Annotated in this window: 16 protein-coding genes; 9 read left to right on the top strand and 7 right to left on the bottom strand. The window is 69.7% G+C overall.

Going from position 1 to position 16,849, the window contains the following annotated elements; genetic code table 11:
- Positions 1–19 precede the first annotated feature (19 nt).
- Both ACFVH0_RS21420 and ACFVH0_RS21415 read left to right on the top strand, forming a co-directional pair.
- Positions 20–568 (top strand): dinucleotide-binding protein, encoded by a 549-nt coding sequence (locus tag ACFVH0_RS21420; protein WP_385822324.1) that lies wholly within the window; start codon positions 20–22, stop codon positions 566–568.
- Between the two features lie 33 nt (positions 569–601).
- A complete protein-coding gene (locus ACFVH0_RS21415; protein WP_385822322.1) occupies positions 602–1,036 on the top strand; it encodes an ester cyclase in 435 nt (144 codons plus the stop codon).
- 43 nt (positions 1,037–1,079) lie between these two features.
- On the opposite strand, the gene ACFVH0_RS21410 is transcribed toward ACFVH0_RS21415, so the two are convergent.
- From ACFVH0_RS21410 to ACFVH0_RS21385, 6 genes are all read right to left on the bottom strand, one after another.
- Entirely contained in the window at positions 1,080–1,622 is a 543-nt protein-coding gene (locus ACFVH0_RS21410; RefSeq protein WP_385822320.1) for an FAD-dependent oxidoreductase, read from the bottom strand.
- A gap of 102 nt (positions 1,623–1,724) precedes the next feature.
- Positions 1,725–2,552: an aldo/keto reductase gene (locus ACFVH0_RS21405; protein WP_385822318.1), complete on the bottom strand. Its 828-nt coding sequence runs from the start codon at positions 2,550–2,552 to the stop codon at positions 1,725–1,727.
- A gap of 237 nt (positions 2,553–2,789) precedes the next feature.
- A complete protein-coding gene (locus ACFVH0_RS21400; protein ID WP_385822316.1) occupies positions 2,790–3,992 on the bottom strand; it encodes a cytochrome P450 in 1,203 nt (400 codons plus the stop codon).
- 80 nt (positions 3,993–4,072) lie between these two features.
- Positions 4,073–4,891 carry a class I SAM-dependent DNA methyltransferase gene (locus tag ACFVH0_RS21395; protein WP_385822314.1) on the bottom strand — a complete coding sequence of 273 codons (819 nt, stop codon included), beginning with the start codon at positions 4,889–4,891 and terminating at the stop codon, positions 4,073–4,075.
- Between the two features lie 96 nt (positions 4,892–4,987).
- Positions 4,988–6,178: a YcaO-like family protein gene (locus ACFVH0_RS21390; protein WP_385822312.1), complete on the bottom strand. Its 1,191-nt coding sequence runs from the start codon at positions 6,176–6,178 to the stop codon at positions 4,988–4,990.
- On the bottom strand, positions 6,175–7,149 hold the full coding sequence (locus ACFVH0_RS21385) for an aKG-HExxH-type peptide beta-hydroxylase (RefSeq protein WP_385822310.1): 975 nt from the start codon (positions 7,147–7,149) through the stop codon (positions 6,175–6,177). Before ACFVH0_RS21385 ends, ACFVH0_RS21390 begins: the two co-directional genes overlap by 4 nt.
- 1,043 nt (positions 7,150–8,192) lie before the next feature.
- Here ACFVH0_RS21385 and ACFVH0_RS21380 point away from each other — a divergent pair.
- The 4 genes from ACFVH0_RS21380 (at position 8,193) to ACFVH0_RS21365 (ending at position 13,432) form a co-directional block, all read left to right on the top strand.
- Positions 8,193–9,341, top strand: coding sequence for a glycosyltransferase family 4 protein (locus ACFVH0_RS21380; RefSeq protein ID WP_385822308.1), 1,149 nt, complete (start codon positions 8,193–8,195; stop codon positions 9,339–9,341).
- A gap of 128 nt (positions 9,342–9,469) precedes the next feature.
- The gene (locus tag ACFVH0_RS21375) at positions 9,470–10,873 is read left to right on the top strand and encodes a N,N-dimethylformamidase beta subunit family domain-containing protein (protein ID WP_385822388.1); all 1,404 of its coding nucleotides are present in this window, start codon (positions 9,470–9,472) and stop codon (positions 10,871–10,873) included.
- Between the two features lie 339 nt (positions 10,874–11,212).
- Entirely contained in the window at positions 11,213–12,475 is a 1,263-nt protein-coding gene (locus ACFVH0_RS21370; RefSeq protein ID WP_385822306.1) for a nucleotide sugar dehydrogenase, read from the top strand.
- Between the two features lie 30 nt (positions 12,476–12,505).
- The gene (locus ACFVH0_RS21365) at positions 12,506–13,432 is read left to right on the top strand and encodes an NAD-dependent epimerase/dehydratase family protein (RefSeq protein ID WP_385822385.1); all 927 of its coding nucleotides are present in this window, start codon (positions 12,506–12,508) and stop codon (positions 13,430–13,432) included.
- An 830-nt stretch (positions 13,433–14,262) separates the two neighbouring features.
- On the opposite strand, the gene ACFVH0_RS21360 is transcribed toward ACFVH0_RS21365, so the two are convergent.
- A complete protein-coding gene (locus ACFVH0_RS21360) occupies positions 14,263–14,565 on the bottom strand; it encodes a hypothetical protein (RefSeq protein ID WP_317861907.1) in 303 nt (100 codons plus the stop codon).
- Positions 14,566–15,263: 698 nt separating this feature from the next.
- Between ACFVH0_RS21360 and ACFVH0_RS21355 the strand changes: the two genes are divergently transcribed.
- The 3 genes from ACFVH0_RS21355 (at position 15,264) to ACFVH0_RS21345 (ending at position 16,764) form a co-directional block, all read left to right on the top strand.
- A complete protein-coding gene (locus ACFVH0_RS21355; RefSeq protein ID WP_385822304.1) occupies positions 15,264–15,554 on the top strand; it encodes a hypothetical protein in 291 nt (96 codons plus the stop codon).
- Positions 15,545–15,760 carry a DUF6233 domain-containing protein gene (locus ACFVH0_RS21350; RefSeq protein ID WP_385822302.1) on the top strand — a complete coding sequence of 72 codons (216 nt, stop codon included), beginning with the start codon at positions 15,545–15,547 and terminating at the stop codon, positions 15,758–15,760. Before ACFVH0_RS21355 ends, ACFVH0_RS21350 begins: the two co-directional genes overlap by 10 nt.
- Positions 15,761–15,930: 170 nt before the next feature.
- Positions 15,931–16,764 carry a hypothetical protein gene (locus ACFVH0_RS21345; RefSeq protein ID WP_385822300.1) on the top strand — a complete coding sequence of 278 codons (834 nt, stop codon included), beginning with the start codon at positions 15,931–15,933 and terminating at the stop codon, positions 16,762–16,764.
- The last annotated feature ends 85 nt before the right edge of the window (positions 16,765–16,849 follow it).

The following is a 16,849-nucleotide window of genomic DNA, read 5'->3' as shown; positions in this document are numbered from 1 at the left end:
ACCTACGCGAGGAGTTGGAATGAAGATCACCGTTGTCGGACGAGGGCACGTCGGGGGCGGACTGGCGGGCCTGTGGGAGAAGGCCGGCCACGAGGTGACCGGCCTCGGCCGTGACGGCGGAGACGCGGCCGGCGCCGATATCCTGGTGGTCGCGGTGCCGGGTCCGGCGATCGCCGACGCGCTGGCCCGTGTGTCGGGGCTGGCCGGACAGGTGACCGTCGACGCCTGCAACCTCTACGGGCCGCGGGACGACTCCTTCACCTCGCTGTCCCACCAGGTGAAGTCGATCGTCGGCGGACCGACCGCGAAATCGTTCTCGACGAACTTCGCCGCGATGTACGACCGGATCGCGGCGCAACGCGTGCGCCCGAGTAACCTCTTCGCCGCCGAACCGGCCGCGCGGGAGACGACCGAACAGCTCATCAGGGACGCCGGCTTCGACCCCGTCTTCGTCGGCGACCTGGACCCTGGCGCCCGCCTGCTCGAAGACAGCTCGGCGCTGACCCGCGCGGTGGCCGGACAGCTCGGCCCCTTCTTCTACCGTTACGGGCCCCCCGGCGAGCTCTGAACCACCACTGCCCCTCCCCCACGAAGGAAACCCATGCACGAGAGCGATCCGAGCGAGGCCGCCAAGGCGGTCGTCCGCCGCAACACCGAAGAGGTACAGGGCGGCGGTGACTTCGCCCTCTTCGACAAGCTCTTCGCCGACGACTTCCTCGACCACACCCCGCAGCCCGGCCGCACCGCCGACAAGGCGGGGGCGCGCGAGCTGTACCAGGCGCTCCGCGAGGCCTTCCCCGACTTCCGTCCCGTCATCCACTGGCAGTCGGCCGACGGCGACCTCGTCACCACGTACAAGACCTATCACGGCACCCACAAAGGCGAGTTCTTCGGCATCGCACCCACCGGCAGGCAGATCAGCTTCGACACCGTGGACGCCATGAGGGTGCGCAACGGGAAGATCACCGAGCACTGGGGCGTCGCGAACCTGTTCTCGCTCATGCAGCAGCTCGGCGGCCTGCCTGCCATCGTGTAGGGCGCCCCGACGCCGACTCGGACGGCCCTCGGACCGCGTCTGATCAGTCGGTGACCGTCGGCGTGTCGGTGAACAGGCGGAGGAGTTGGGTGACCGGCTCGTCACCGAAGCACATCTCCAGACCGGCGGCGGATTCGGCGGCCTTCTCCGCGCCGCGCGGGAAGAGTGCCTCCTCGTAGACGGTCAGGGCCCTTTCGGGGTCGTTCGGGTGGGCCGCGAAGGGCTGGCCGAGTTCGGCGCCGTCGAGCATGGCGAGGTCGGCGCCCTCGCCCGCGAACGGCGACATCAGATGGGCGGCGTCGCCGAGCAGCGTGACTCCTGGCACGCGGTTCCAGCGGTGGCCGACGGGCACAACGTCGATCTTGCGCGGCGTCAGCCGGCCGTCGGCATTCGCCACCGGAGACTTCGGGCTCGCGTCCCAGCCGTCGAACCGGGCGAGCACGCCGGCCCTGCTCCTGTCGGCGTCGGCGAAGTCGATGGTGCCGAGCCAGTCCTCGGCGGCCGTGAGCGCCGTGTACACGTGCAGGCTTCCGTCAATCTCGCGGTGAGCGAGGAACCCCTTGCCCTCGGCGAGTGCGAACAGCATTCCGTTGCCGACGAGAGCGGCCTCGGACCGATCCCCCGGTCCAGGGCCTGACCGACGGATCCGTAGGGTGGGCCCACCCAGTGGCCGGCGCAGGTTGCTCGCTCAGGCCTGATGGCCGGCTGTGTCCGGGTCGGGGCCGATGCGGCCGCCGTTGTCGAGGGCGGTGATGTCGCGCAACTCCTGCGGGCTGAGGTCGAAGTCGAAGACCCTGAAGTTCTCCTCTATCCGGGTGGGAGCCATGGACCTGGGAATCACCACGTTGCCGAGTTGGAGATGCCAGCGGATGACGACCTGGGCCGGGGTCTTCCCGTGCGTCTCGGCGATACGCGCCAGCGTACGTTCGGCGAGCAGTGCGCCGCCCTGGGCAAGCGGGCTCCATGCCCCCGTGGTGATGGACCGCTCCGCGCAGATCCCGCGCATCCGGCCTTGCGGGAAGTACGGGTGAAGCTCGATCTGGTTGAGGGCCGGCACGATGTCGGTGTTCGCCAGCAGGCGGTCCAGAGCAGCAGCGCCGAAGTTGGATACGCCGATCGCCCTGGCGCGTCCCTCGGTGTGGATCCTTTCCAGAGCCTTGTACGACTCGACGTACAGATCCTGTTCCGGTACGGGCCAGTGGATCAGGTAGAGGTCGACGTAGTCCGTACCCAGGCGATGGAGGCTTGCGTCGAAAGCACGCAGCACGGCCTCGTAGCCCTGGTCCGCGTTCCACAGTTTGGTGGTGAGGAAGACTTCCTGACGGCGGATCCCGGCATCACGGACCGCACGGCCGACGCCCACCTCATTGTTGTAGACGCGTGCGGTGTCGATGTGCCGGTAGCCGGTGACCAGGGCGTGGGAGACGGCCGTGTAGGCCTGTTCGTCCGTCAGCGGCCAGACACCGAGGCCGATCTGCGGAACGGCCACGCCGTTGTTGAGGGTGAGGCACCGCATGTGTGAACCTTCCGGGTGCATGTGCAGGGCCACAGCCTGTTTGGACACGCGCGCAGGCCGTCGAGAATCTTGAGGACGCGACCGCAGCGTCGACGGTACGGCCCCCGGATCCTGAACCAGTAGCCGCGGTCCGGCGCAGCCCGCTGCACCGCTCGTGAGGAGCCGGGTGGGTGGTGGTGAGGGTACGTGCGGGTACCGGATGCCGACGAGCCCCGAAGGCTTGGGGCACTCCCCCGCTCACCAGGTCACGGGCAGGCTGCGGGGGGCCCTGGTCTTCAGCCCGGCCTTCCATACCGGCGGTGCCGCGGCCCGCAGCCCTGGGAAGCGGTGCAGGAGTCCGGTCAGGGCCTCCTGGAGTTGAACGCGTGCGACCTGCGCCCCGACACAGTGATGGGCGCCGTGCCCGAACCCCAGATGGGGGTTGCGGTCACGGTCGAGGTCGAGCAGGTCAGGGGTGTCGAAGACGGTCTCGTCGTGGTTGGCCGACGAGTTCACCGCCATCACGGCTTCGCCCTCGGCGATCGTGACACCGCTGAGCCGAACCTCCTCGGTGGCGACACGAAGGTTGGCCTGGACATTCGTCTGGGCATAACGCAGCAGTTCCTCGACGGCCTTGGGGACCATCTCGGGTTCGTCCCGGAGCCGCTGGTAGAGCCGGGGTTCGTCCAGCAGGAGGTGCACCATGCCGGCGAGCCGGTCGGCGGTGGTGCCGTAGCCTCCGGCGAGCAGCACCAGGCAGAAGGAGATCAGTTCGTCCTGGCTGAGCCGGTCGCCCTCGTCGCGCGCGGCGATCAGGGTGCTCAGGACATCATTGCCCGGATGGCGGCGCTTGGTGGCGACGAGCTCGGTGAGGTATCCGGTCATCTCACCGACGGCGGTGGTGACCTCGGTGTCGGCGATGGCGGTGAGGTTGCGCAGCGTGTCGCACCAGGCGTCGAGCAGGTCGCCGTCCCGTCGCGGCACACCGAGGAGATCGCAGATGACTGCCAGCGGCAGCGGCCGGGCGAACAGCGCGACCAAGTCGGCCGGGCGGTCGTGTGCGGCGAGTTCGTCGAGGAGTCCCGCCACGAGCTGGGCCACGTTCGCCCGCATGGCCTCGGCACGACGGGCGGTGAAGGCCGGGGCGACCAGCTTGCGCAGCCGGGTGTGTTCCGGGGGATCCGCGGCAAGGATGGAGTCCGGCAGGGTGGGAACCCGCGCCATGCGCGGTCCCGCTCCCCGGGTGGCGCGCGTGCGGCTGAAGCGCGGATCGGCCAGCACGGTGCGCACGTCTGCGTACCGGGTCACCAGCCATGCCGGGTCGCCGCTGGGCAGTACGATCCGGGCACACGGCGCGTCGCGACGCAGGGCGGCCAGTTCCGGCAGGGGTCCGAGCCCGTCGTGGTGCGGGAGGGGAAAGTCCGCGATGGGGACCGGGCAACCGGATTCTTCGTCTGTCACGACTGCTCCGAGAGGTTTTTCGGCGGTGCGGCCGTCAGGAGTTGACGGCCACGTGGGGCAACGAGCGTTGCGTACCTGCGTCAGCCGCGTTCGTAGACGGAGACGTGATAGGTGCTGTCACGGGTGAACGGCAGGCCGGCCCACGAGCCCTGGCGCCGGCGAAGCCGTAGTCCGGCCCGCTCCGCCATGAGGTCCAGTTCGCCCGGCGACGCGTAGTGGAAGCGCACCCGCAGGTGGCGGGTCCGGTCCGCCTCGTGGATGAGGTAGTGGGACTGGTACGTCTGGGTGGACGGGTCGATCCCGCGATGGCAGAGGATCAGATGTTCGTCGGTCTCGGAGACGACCTCGGGCACGCCCGACGCCGCTGCGACAGCGAGGGCTTCGGGCACGTGCGCGTCGAGGACGAATACGCCGGTCGGCGCGAGGTGGGCGGCTACGGCGGTCAGGCAGCGCTGCAGGTCTTCGCGGGACTTGAGCTCGAAGAATGTGCCTCCGACGGCGTGGATGAGGGGGAACGTGCCATCGACAGGTACCTCGGCGAAATCGCCGGGAGTGATTCGAATCCTCTCGCCGCCGGGTTTCGACCGGAGCCGTGCCGCCATCGCGTCCGACGCTTCGACGCCATGGACGTCGAAGCCGCGTGCGGCGAGCGGCAGGGCGACTCTGCCGGTGCCTATGCCGAGTTCGAGCACGGGGCCGTCGCCGGCGAGGCCCGCGAGGGCTTCGACGGTTGCGCCGGTGATGCCCGGTTTGGCGAACCACCGGTCGTAGTCGGCGGCGTGGATATCGGCGTACCCGGAGCCGCCCGCTGCGGTGGCGGTGTGGTTGCCCCCGCTGTCCGAGGTGTCTTCGAGCTCGGCTCCCATTGTGGGTTTCGGATGGTCGTAGGACGTGGACATGCCGGTCTCCTCGGCCTGCGGACGGTCCGGTCGTCGCGGAGCGGACCGGGCCGGGCGGACATGGGCGTCGGGCGGATCCTGCGGGTACCCGCAGGCTCATCCGAAGGGGTGCGGGCCGGGGGTGGCGGACAGGCCGCGTTCACCGTCCGGGCCGGTGGGCAGGGCACGGGCGCCCGGGGCCACGACCCGCATCACTGTCGATCCCAAGGTGCGTGCCGGTCCGCAGGTGGTGTCCACGAGGACGAGGTCCCGGCCGGTGTGGGCGGACAGCGCGGCGGTGCCGGACCGCTGGGGTCCGGCCGGAGGCGGTGTCGGCCGGGAACGGCGCTCCGGGGGCCGTGACGTCCACAGCCGGAGGCTGTCCTGCCGGTGAAAGGTCCACAGTGCGTGCTTGACGGCCGAGTCCGGCGCCGTGGAGCCCTGCCAGTGCGCCCATGTTCCTTCTGCCACCGGTGTGTCCATGCTCCAGCGCACCATGAGTGCCTCGTAGGCAGCCTTCTCGATCAGCGGGTCGATGTTGCCGTCGTCCGGGCCACAGCGCGCTCCGAAGGTCTGGCAGGTCCGGTCCGGGGCGTGGAGCGACACCGCGACGCAGCGGGAGCCGGTGGGCGCCGGGACGTCGAGCGCGGTGGCGATCACTTCCGTTCCTTTCAGAAGCTCCGTAAGCGGATCGGGCAGACCGGCCGCCGGAATCACCTCGGGGGCGGAGGACAGTCCGTACCAGCTCCTGCGGACGAGATCGCGTTCCAGGATCTCCCAGGCGGCGTGCTGGGTGGCCGCATCCGGATCCGGATGCGCGGCAACACCGGTGGAGCCGACTACGGGGCCTGGGTCGCAGCCTGTCGGCGCCCGGTGGTGCAGGAAGACCGCCCCGGCGGGTACATGGATGTCGGCTCCGGAGTGCAGGGAACGTCCGAGTACCCAGAGTCGGCGGGTGTCACGTGAATCGTGAAGGGCGGCCGGGGCGCCTTCCGGCAAGAGCTCGGCGGGATCCACGGCGGGTATCCCCTTGCGGCGCAGTTCGCTGTGGGTTGCCACGACCGCGGCGTCCGACTCTGCCGCACGGCCCGCGAGGATGTTGCCCACGCGTTCGAGGAGTTCGCCGCGCGCGCTCGCCACGACGCGATCCGTGTTGTGCCCGGCAGCACTGCCCACGACGACAGGGCGGTCTCCGGCGGCACAGACGGCATCGAACTGCGGCGAACGGGCCGCGACGCGCGCGAAGACGACCTGCGGCCAGGGCGCGTAGGGAGCGAAGACCTGAGGTGCCCAGGGAGACACACTCATCGGACACGCGCCTGTCCCACCTCGGCGGCATCCTCCAGGACCGTTCTCCCGTGGTCGGTGAGCATTTCACGGTGTTCCGTCATGGTGCGCACCGCGTCGGCTGCGGAGAGGGCCAGTTGATCGTGGCGTGCCTGCACGGCCGCAGCCGCGCCGCTGTCGGCCGTGTCCCCCGCGAGCAGATGCCGGTACAGCAGAACGCTTCGGGCCAGGACGACCATCTGCTGGAACAGCCCGGTGAGCGGCCGGGGGTCGAGCCTGAGGGGTGTGGAGACCATCGGGCCGTCGTCTTCCACAGGTCGCAGGAAGGGGCGTGCCGCCACGGACGCGGCATTGCACCGGGTGTGCGCGCCCTCGTGTACGAGCGCTTCGGCGAACCGGACGGCCCCCGGTAACCCGTCCGAGTCCGGTGTGAGACGGCTGCGCCGGATGAAGACGGCACCGTGGACGGTGAAGTCGGTGAAGCCGTCGATAGCAGGCCCGTCCAGAAGAGCTACCTGGAAGAGGATCTGCCTCAACTCATCGTGAACGGCAGGCCAGTTGGCGGCCAGGAGGGCGATCGTCCCGTGGATGTCCGCTTCATCGTGTTCACGCCATCCGACCACGGCGGAGCCGTGCGTTGTGCCGGGTTCTCCGCCCGGGTCCGGAATGGACTTCAGTGCGCGGACGACGCTGCGCTCCAGATGAGGTCCGGGTGACGCGAGTCGGGCGGACCATGGCAGTCCGGACGCAGGTGATGCCGTGATGTCCGACCGGGCCCGGTCGACCATACCGCTGAGGCGGGCGAGGCGCTCCGGGGCGGGCGGGCCGGTCCGCAGGACGTACTGTGCGATGTGTGCCGCTTCGATGACCGCGGGGTGCGTGGCTTCCTCCGGGGAGACCGTCAGTCCGGCCCGTTCCAGGGCCGACCTGGTCATGCGCGCCAGGGCGGAGCATTCCTCGGCGCTCTGGTGTGCGTCGGGTTCCACTCGCACCGTGAGTACCTCCATGAAGCCGGATGGGGACGGGCGACGGGCCGGATCGACCCGTCGCCCGGAATGACGCCGCGTCAGCTGGGTACGTCGATCATCAGCGCCAGGTCGGGAAGTTCCTCTTCGGGAATCTGCTCGATCTCCTCGTGCATATCGATCTCCCTTCGGTGACCGGCTCCTCCGACATTGACGGGGAGTCACGGCGCTGCCACGGTACGCACGGTTACGAAGTGATCACAAGATGCGCCGTGGCTGCCCCCGCGGGTTCGCGGCGGCGCATGCCGGCCAGGTTCCACATGGTCGTACCTGAATCTTCGCCGCTCGCCGTGGCCCCCGGCTACGACGACCGCTCGACCCTCCCGACCTGCTGATTCCTGCCCGGCCGAGAGGAGCGGACACTCGTGCGAGACCCGCTGCTCGTCCGATCGGGCCGGGGCGCCGCCCAACATCCCTGCCTACGTGGCAACCCTCCGCGTCTCGGTCACTTTTCTGTCCGGAAGCTGCTGGGAAGACCTGCCGTGCGGAGTGCCGGACCGGGGCACCGAGGTGCCCGCCGTACGCGTGGACACCCCGCGAAGCACGCCCCCTCGACTCCGCCTTCCCGGCCATCGGGGGCGGCCGCAGCGCTCCCCCGCCGAGGACACATCGCAATGCGCCCGCACGCCTTCCGCCCCGTCCGCGCCCTCGGCATCTGCCGGAACGAGGCAACGCAACGGAAATCCGGCCTCGGGAAAGGCCGAAATGCCACTCTTGGAAAGTGCACCACCGCCCACGATGATGATGCGTCATCTGCCGCGTACGGCAGAGCCATGTGAGCCGCCCGTTCCCGCGCGTGGTTCATCTCCGACCAGCAGTCCCTCTGCCCCATGCCACTCGCAGGGCCCGGCGACCGGGCCACTGCCGCAGCACTCGCGTGACACTGCCACATCGCCGCGGCCCATCACGAGGAGACGCCCGTGGATCCGACGGACACAACGCCTCACCGGTCCCCTGCCACCGTCAGCCACTCGCTGCCCGCGAACGAACCCGCACGGGCGTAGGCCGGCATGCGCATCGCGTACATGCACGGCGGCAGCATCCCCTCCTGCTTCGCCAACGGTGTTCATGTCATGCGCATGTGCGACGCGTTCACCGCGGCCGGACATGAAGTCACCCTCTACTCCATGCCCGGCTCGGACGAGGACCCGTACGCCTATTACGGCGTCCGCCACCGCTTCCCGATCCGCCTCGTCCCCTGCCCCGGCTCCGACTACACGCCGACCGGCTACTGGCAGCGTGCGGAGGCGGTCCGGGCACTGGTGACGAACGGCCCTGTACCGGACCTCATCTACGGACGCGACCCCTACGCCCTGGCCACCCTCTCCGATCTGGCACCCCTCGTGTACGAGGTCCACCAGCTGCGCGAAGACCTGTCCCCGGCCGGGACCGAGGAGACGCTCCTCGGCATGCCCGGACTGACCCGCGTGGTCGCGATCACCCACGCCCTCGCACGCGATATGCAGCGGAAGTACGAGAAACTGGGCACCCTGCCCATCGTTGTCGCGCCCGACTGCGCGGATCCGCCCTCTCCAGCCGGGACAAGAGGGACCACGCGGCTGCCGGGTCGCTCGAACGTACCGCGCGTCGGCTATGTCGGGCACCTCTACGACGGGCGCGGCATCGGCCTCGTCCTGGAGCTCGCGGACCGGTTTCCCGGCCTGGACTTCCATCTGGTCGGCGGCACCGACGAGGACCGCGCCCGCTGGGAACAAGCCTGCCGGTCCCCTCACGTGTACTTCCACGGGCACCAGCCGCCGTCCGCGCTCCCGGACTACTACGCCCTCTTCGACGTCGTCCTCGCCCCCTACGAACAGAAGGTGTACACCTGGGGCCGGCTCGGCGAGACCGGTCGCTGGGCCTCTCCCATGAAGGTGTTCGAGTACATGTCCCACGGCTGCCCCATGATCGCTTCCGATCTGCCGGTTCTGCACGAAGTCCTTCAGGACCGGGTCAACTGCCTGCTGCGGCCCCCCGAGGACCCGGCCGCCTGGGCGGAAGCTCTGGGCGAACTGATCACCGACGACGTACTGCGCCGAGAGCTCGGCGCCGAGGCCCGGCGGCAGGTCCTTGAGCTCTACACCTGGCGCCGCCGAGCCGATGTCGTCCTCGCCGGCCTCGACCGGCCGGAGTCCGGGAGAACCAGGCCGCTTTCATGAGGGCGCCGGCAGGAGAGGACGCCGTGCAGGGGACCGGCTCCACGAACGGAACGCCGGCACGTCCCGAGAGCGGCGCGGACCGCACCGGCGGCCCCGGGAACCGCACCTCCGGAAGCCGCCGGCCCCGTGTGCGGAGCAGCGCCGAAGAGCCCTCCGCCGGGGTGGTCGTGGACGGATATCCCGGCCGACCGAGTGTCCGGGCCGGAGAGACTCTGCGGTTGCACGTCTCGACCCGTGCGGAATGGTTCCGGGCCGACTTCTACCGCTGCGGCGCCCACCCACGTCTCATGGGCAGTTCTGAAGGTCCGGGCCGGTACGCGAGCCCGGGCAGCCACGACGAGGACTGGAACTGGCCCTGCCACAACGTCACGATCCCCGAGGAGTGGCCCTCGGGCGTCTACATCGCGGTGCTCAGCCCCGGTACCGCACAACCGGCCGTCCCGCCTCCGGCCGATGCCGAAGCCCTGGATGCCCGGCACTCCCGGATGCTCTTCGTGGTGACGCCCCGCAAACCCGCCCGGACCACCCGCATCCTGTACAAGGTGCCTGTCTTCACCTACCACGCCTACAACAGAAGCGGTGGAGCGAGTCTGTACGGGGCCCTCCCGCACGACGAGGCGCACCGCACCGTCACTCTGCGGCGCCCCGGCGGCGGGGTCGGCGGCCCGGTGAAAGGCAGGCCCGACACCCATGACCCGCGAACGCCCCGCCAGACCTTTGCGCATTGGGACGCGCCCTTCATCTCGTGGCTGGAGACCTCGGGCTTCACAGCCGACTACTGCACCGACCTCGACCTCGACGAAACCCCCCATCTCGCCGACGGCTACCGGCTGCTGCTGTCCGCGGGACACGACGAGTACTGGAGCTCGCGCACCCGTCGGCACGTCACCGCCTTCCGTGACCAGGGTGGCAACATCGCAGTTTTCGGGGCCAACACCTGCTGGTGGCGGGTCACGCCGAACGACGACGGCACCGCCATCAGCTGCGCCAAGTATCCTCCGGGAGTCCCCCAGGGAGCCGACGCCGACCGGATGCGAGGCGCCCCCGACCACTGGTGGGAGACCGAACCCGAGAACCTGCTCATCGGCGTCAGCTATCGCAACGGCGGCGGCCACTGGGACGGTCCGCGCGAACAACTGGGCTTCACCGTTCAGCACACAGGGCACCCGGTCTTCACCGGCACCGGATTGTGTGAAGGCGACATCCTCGGAGCGGAACACTCCCTCGTGGGCTACGAATGCGACGGCGCCGCATACCGGCGCGACATCCACGGGCTGGCGGTCCCTACCGGAAGCGACGGCACACCCGACGGCTTCACCATCCTGGGCGTCGCGGATCTTCCCACCGCCCCGGACTCCGGGTGGAATACCACCGCTCGCGAGAACACCGACCCGAGGAGGGCCGCGACCTTCGGGCTCTACACCCGGGGCGGGACGGTCTTCAACGCGGCCACCACCGACTGGCCACGGCTTCTGCGCCTGGATCCCCGTATACACGCCATCACCCGCAATGTGATCAACCTGCTCACCTGACGGCCGGACACCGCCGCACCGGACCGCGCCCGCAGCGCTCGGCCGGGTACCGAAGGCGGAGCACCGCACGCGCGCTCCGGGTGCGGTGCTCCGGGCAGGACCGAAGTGCGCCGGTGGTACCGGCGCAGCGGTCGTTGCGGGCAGGTCCACTGTCCCGCGCCACTTCACGGGGCGAACTGCCCGGAGGGGAGTACCCATGCCAGTACGGCCAGACCTCCACGGTCGGAACGGCCCCGCAGGAATCGCGCGGCAGAGCCGCCGCTACGTGAAATCCCGTCCCCGGGACCGTGCGACCGGGGAGGAAGGGTGAATCATTCCGCATCTGAAGGTGCAGGCCGCGTGGTCGTCGTCGGGCAGGGCTATGTGGGGCTGTCGCTGGCGGTCCGGGCCGCGGAATCCGGGTACGAGGTCGTCGGATACGACGTGGACAAGGAGCGGGTCGACCGCCTCGTGGCCGGAGACTCGTACATCGAAGACGTCTCCTCCGCGCGGCTGGCCGCGTTGCTGGCCTCCGAGGCCTTCCGGGCCAGCCGGGATCCGACCGACTGCGAGGGCTTCGACATCGCGCTCATCACCGTGCCGACGCCCCTGTGCGACGGGCTGCCCGACCTGTCGCACATCGTCGAATCGGCCCGGATGCTGAGTGGGTTCCTCCAGGTGGGAGCCACCGTCGTACTGGAGTCGACCACCTACCCCGGGACGACCGAGGACCTTGTCGCGCCTCTCCTGGAAGCGGCTTCCGGCCTGGTCGCGGGCCGGGACTTCCATCTCGGGTACAGCCCGGAGCGCATAGATCCCGGCAACACCCGCTGGCGCCTGGAAAACACTCCCAAGGTGGTCTCCGGCGTGAACACGGCCTCACTGGAGTCCATCGGGAACTTCTACGGGTCCATCGTGGACACGACGGTGCCGGTCAGCAGCTGCCGGACCGCCGAGATGGCCAAGCTGCTGGAGAACACCTTCCGCCACGTGAACATAGCCCTGGTCAACGAACTCGCCACGTTCGCCCACGATCTCGGCGTCGACGTGTGGGAGGCGATCGACGCAGCCGCTACGAAACCCCACGGCTTCCTGCGCTTCCTTCCCGGACCGGGCGTCGGAGGACACTGTCTGCCGATCGATCCGTCCTATCTGTCCTGGTGGGCCGAGCGCACGGTCGGTCGTACCCTCCGCTTCGTCGAACTCGCCAATGACGTCAACAGCCACATGCCCGACTACGTGGTGGGGCGGCTCGCAGAAGCGCTCAAGCGGCGCGGAAGAACGGTCGGGGGCTCCCGTGTGCTGCTGCTGGGACTCGCATACAAGGCAAACACCAGCGACGCCCGCGAAACCCCCGCTGCGCGCATCGCCGAACTCCTCCTCGCCATGGGGGCGGACATCGCGGCGGCAGACCCGCATGTCGCCCGGTCCGTGCCCCCGGCTTCCGGGGTACTGGACGGAGTCCCCAGGGTGAGGGCCGACGCCGACGAGCTGTCGGCCGCCGACGCGGTGATCCTGCTCGCCGATCACGACGCGTTCGACTACGACCTCATTGCGAGATGCTCCGCCTACGTACTGGACTGCCGCCGACGGCTCGGCGGCGACAACATCGACGTCCTCTGACTCTGATCAGGAGTGGTCAGCTTGAAGATCGTGATCACCGGAGGTGCCGGCTTCATCGGCAGCAATCTCGCACACAGCCTCACGCGGCGCAGCGAGGTGTCCGAAGTGCGGGTCGTCGACGACCTGTCCACCGGTTTCAAGGACAACCTCGCCGGACTCGATGTGCACTTCACCGAGGGCAGCGTCCTCGACGGCCCACTCCTCGACCGGGTTTTCCGGGGTATGGACACGATTGTGCATCTCGCCGCACTTCCTTCCGTACCCCGGTCGGTGGCGAATCCCCTCGCCAGCCACCATGCCAACGCCACGGGCACGCTCACTGTCCTGGAGGCCGCCCGGCGCGCGGACGCGGCGCAGGTGATCGCGGCTTCCTCGTCCTCCGTCTACGGCGCCAATCCCGGTATCCCCAAGCACGAGGACCTGCGTCCTGTCCCCCTCAGCCCCTACGCGGTGAGCAAACTGGCCTCCGAGGCGTATCTGGCCGCCTTCCACCACTGCTACGGCCTGCCGGTCCTGCCGTTCCGCTTCTTCAACGTCTACGGGCCCCGTCAGCCCGCCGGACACGCCTACGCGGCAGTGGTGCCCGCCTGGATCAGCGCGCTGACCACCGGTGACCCGGTCGTCGTGCACGGCGACGGCCGCCAGAGCCGCGACTTCACCTATGTGGAGACCGTCTGCCGGATACTCACCCAGGCAGCGCTGCGCAAGGTCGTCTCCTCCGACCCGGTGAACCTCGCCTACGGCACACGCACTTCGCTCAGAGAACTGGTCACGGAGCTGGAAGCAGTCCTCGGAACTCTCCTGAATCCGCAGTACGTACCCCCACGCCCGGGGGACGTGCGGCACTCCCACGCGGAGAACTCCCGGTTGCTCCGCCTCTTCCCCGAGATCGAACCCGTCCCCCTGCGCGACGGCCTGGAACGGACCGTCGAGTGGTTCCGGAGCCGCTCCCGGTAGCCCCCTCACAGCGAGCCAGGCCCACCGTCCACCGCGCACAACATCGGAAACATCCGTGACATCAACCCGCTCGGCACCGCAGCAGCCGTCGGCCGACGGCGAACGGCCTCACCACTGCCGCAGTGAGCGTCGAGGTATGGGACGGGGCTCCACCGCCTCAGGATCCCTGGCCGGGGCGCGCGGGCTGAGACCGATCTTGAGTCCACCGGCGGGCAGTTGGTGGACTGGGGTCCATGCGCACAGGGCGGATCGGCGACGTCATCGTGATGCCGGACCGGGCGCGGACCGCTCTGCCGTCTCACCTCGTACGTCACCATCGAACGATCCTCTTCCGTCGGCTGCGGTCCTGCCCCTGTCGAGCCGGCCTCAGGTCAGAACACGGCCGCACTTGCGGAACAGCCCTCGGGCGGACCGGGAGCAGCTGTGCGCGGTGGGGAAGGGTCGCCACTCTGAGCCCGCCCCGGCGACGGCCCCGGCCTGACGAGCAGGGTCAGGAAGTCCCAGGTGCCGCGCCCCCGGCTGTTCAGGAAGGCGGCGAGGCGCGGCGTTGTTCTTCCTAGCAGGCGATCTGCCGGGAGAGGGGCGCGGGCGCAGCGCTACACGCCGGCCGGGTTTTCGCGGTCGCGGTCCATGTGCTGTTGGAGGAGTGTTTCGTCCAGGGCGGCCGCTGCGTTGTGGGGCGTGCTGCGGGGCGCGTCGGCGCATCTGGGAACGCCCGGTCTTCGCCGGGTCGGCTGCGGGGCGTGTCGGGCTGGTTCGCCGCTGGCGCCAGGAGCTCCTGCCGCCTTTGGTCCTGGGGGCGGGCGGGACCAGAAGCGGCAGGTGTCCTGTCAGACGGTGGTGGCCACCCAGCCGACGGTTTCGGTCACGTGGTGGCCGTCGCTGCGGACGTTGGCGTTGACGTTGACCTCGTTGAAGCGGATGAGGAATCCGCTGGGGGTGACGTCGTGGAGGCGGATACCAGGTGTCTCCGTGCCGTTGAACGTCTGGGTCTGGGCCAGCACGATCACCTGGGATCCGCTGGGGAACGGGGTGGGGAAGTTGACGCGGGTGAAGGTCGAGGTGTTCCCTCCGCGTGTCTCGATGGGCTGGTTCGACGACAGGTCGAGCTTTCCGGTCTGGACCATGGACATGTGTGACTCCTTGCGTCCTTGCGGCTTCGGATTGCCAACGTCATGTACGGCGGCCGCAGGGGTCCTTCCCGGTGGGGTATTCACCCATTCGCCCATCACTCCATCGGATGGTCGCCAATCAGTCAATGCGAGTGCAATTGACCCAAACACGTACTGACGCCTGCAGGCCCGCCTCGACGGCCCGCCGTTCTCACGGCGATTCCAGATGCCGTCCCGCGAAGTCACGCCGGGGCGGAGGCTCTCAAGTGGTGACGGGCCATGGCCCTGGCGCGGGCGGCGCCGCTGCGCAGCCAGGCGTGGGTGGGGTGGGCTCGACAGACACGAGGAGAACACGCCCGCCGGCGAGGACCTGGCCCGCAGGGCATGGCCGCTGACCACCTGGCAGGGCCGGCAGCACTTCGCCACCATGCCTCCCGCGTACCACCCGGGCCGGTGAACCGGCGTGCAGCGCCGAGGGACGCCTCGCCCACCACTGCGCGTTCGTCACCGTGCGCACCCCGGCGATCGATACCCTCACCACCGGCGTGCGGACGCTGATGCTCCGGAGGACCATCAGCCCGCACCTCGCTGATCGTCCCGCCACAAGGACTTGACGGTCAGCTGCTGCCGAGAGTCGGCCGGCCGCTCACTCAAGCGGCACGCGGATCAGTGCGGGAGACAGCGAGTTCCACCGGTGGCCTCCTCGGCACGCCCGGCTGATGAACTGGGACCTCGACGCGGTCGACGAACTGGACGGTGTCACCGTCCCGCGGCGCCGCTTCTTTCGCGTGTGGGCGTCGATCGCGCCGGCCGACGGGCTCACCCCCGCGCGGACCGGGCGGCTCGCCCGCGGGCTCGCCGTCACCCCGGACGAGGTGACCGCCGCGTACGCGCCGGCCTTCGGATGGGTGTGGTGCAACTTCACGCCGTGCCCACCGGGTACCTGGAGCCACCGTCGCTCGTTCAGGAGGCGTTGGGGCCACGTCGACCGTACGGCTGGGTGCTGGTGAAGGCCGGCGGCCGCGGTCCCGGCCGGGGCGGCGTCGTGCACGCCGTCGACTGCGACGTGGCGCCGGTCGGTGCGCCGGTGCTGCCTCTGACCCGGGCGCTGAACGCGGCCGAGCAGCCCGGTATCCGGCTGTGCTCGCTGTGCGACGCGGCCGCCGAGCTGGATCCCGTCCTCAAGTTCTTCGACCGCGACTTCGGCGAGCCGTAACCGCTAAGGCCGGAAGCGTCAACATCACTATCGGCGGTCGGCGTCGTGCCGCCGGGCCCCCTGTTGTGCGTCATCAGTCATGCAGGCTGTCCCCAGGAGTGGCCTGCGGACAGCGGCCGGCTGTCTTTTCGCGCGGCAGCCCTGCGCGGGGTTCTGAAAGAATCCGGGGCATGCTCATCAACCAGGCCCCGGCGGCCGGCCTCGACGACAACACACCCTGGGACGCCCTGTACGAGCAGGCCGCCGACCAATGCAACGACTTCGTCTCGCAGGTGCGCACCGTAACCGCGCACGACCCCGAGGACTCGGTGGATTTAGTCTGTGCGGCCGCGGAGACCACCGGGGCCTCTGTCCAGGCCCTGTCGGGCCCCTGGTCCCTCTACACCCCGCAGGATGCCGCGACGGTCGCCTCGGCGCTCTTCGTGCAGCTCCAGTACAGCGCCGACGCCCTCCAGGAACTCGCGTGCGCGGTCGGCCGGATCGTCGAGCGCGGCGAGGCCGAACTGCCCGCCCAGGCCGGCGCCGGGCAGCCGACGAACCTCAGCGACGCCTTGGAGACCCTGCGGTCGGTGTCCGACACGATCCACGGCCTGGCCGCCCAGCACGCCTCCACCACCGTGCGAGCCCTGCACGCCGCCCCCAGCTCCGCTCCAATGCCCGCCGACGCCCACCAGACCGTGGAGGCCGTGGCTGCCCTGCTCACCCAGCAGCACGACGGAGCAGTTACGCTGAACACCCGTCACGAGGACGGCGCGTACCAGGACGACCCCGACGACAACTACGGGTGCGGCTGCGACGTCACGATCGTCAGCGGCGACGAAGAGTACAACTTCCACCGCGGTGACTCGGAATGGTCGGTCACCAGAGAGTCGGACGGCCGGAAGCGGTCCGACGGCGCCACGGTCTACAACGCCTGGGAGACCCTGGGCACGACTTCGAGGACCGCCCACCCCCAGCAGCTCACCGACGACATTCTGCGCGTCATGGCGGCCGACCGCACCTGACCGCCGTCGGCAGCGTGCGGTCGGCGGCAGACGGCGGTGGGCAGCGGGCCGCTACGCCGGCCCTGTCCTGGTCCCCGGCAGCTCA

It is taken from the genome of Streptomyces sp. NPDC127117 (genome assembly GCF_042677325.1).
Taxonomy (GTDB): Bacteria; Actinomycetota; Actinomycetes; order Streptomycetales; family Streptomycetaceae; genus Streptomyces.
This window is presented reverse-complemented; position numbering and strand designations above follow the sequence as displayed.

Excerpts from the sequence above, each read along its gene's own strand:
- ACFVH0_RS21420 (WP_385822324.1), top strand. The coding sequence starts at position 20 with ATGAAGATCACCGTTGTCGGACGAGGGCACGTCGGGGGCGGACTGGCG.
- ACFVH0_RS21415 (WP_385822322.1), top strand. The coding sequence starts at position 602 with ATGCACGAGAGCGATCCGAGCGAGGCCGCCAAGGCGGTCGTCCGCCGC.
- ACFVH0_RS21410 (WP_385822320.1), bottom strand. The coding sequence starts at position 1,622 with ATGCTGTTCGCACTCGCCGAGGGCAAGGGGTTCCTCGCTCACCGCGAG.
- ACFVH0_RS21405 (WP_385822318.1), bottom strand. The coding sequence starts at position 2,552 with ATGCGGTGCCTCACCCTCAACAACGGCGTGGCCGTTCCGCAGATCGGC.
- ACFVH0_RS21395 (WP_385822314.1), bottom strand. The coding sequence starts at position 4,891 with ATGTCCACGTCCTACGACCATCCGAAACCCACAATGGGAGCCGAGCTC.
- ACFVH0_RS21390 (WP_385822312.1), bottom strand. The coding sequence starts at position 6,178 with ATGAGTGTGTCTCCCTGGGCACCTCAGGTCTTCGCTCCCTACGCGCCC.
- ACFVH0_RS21380 (WP_385822308.1), top strand. The coding sequence starts at position 8,193 with ATGCGCATCGCGTACATGCACGGCGGCAGCATCCCCTCCTGCTTCGCC.
- ACFVH0_RS21360 (WP_317861907.1), bottom strand. The coding sequence starts at position 14,565 with ATGTCCATGGTCCAGACCGGAAAGCTCGACCTGTCGTCGAACCAGCCC.
- ACFVH0_RS21355 (WP_385822304.1), top strand. The coding sequence starts at position 15,264 with ATGAACTGGGACCTCGACGCGGTCGACGAACTGGACGGTGTCACCGTC.
- ACFVH0_RS21345 (WP_385822300.1), top strand. The coding sequence starts at position 15,931 with ATGCTCATCAACCAGGCCCCGGCGGCCGGCCTCGACGACAACACACCC.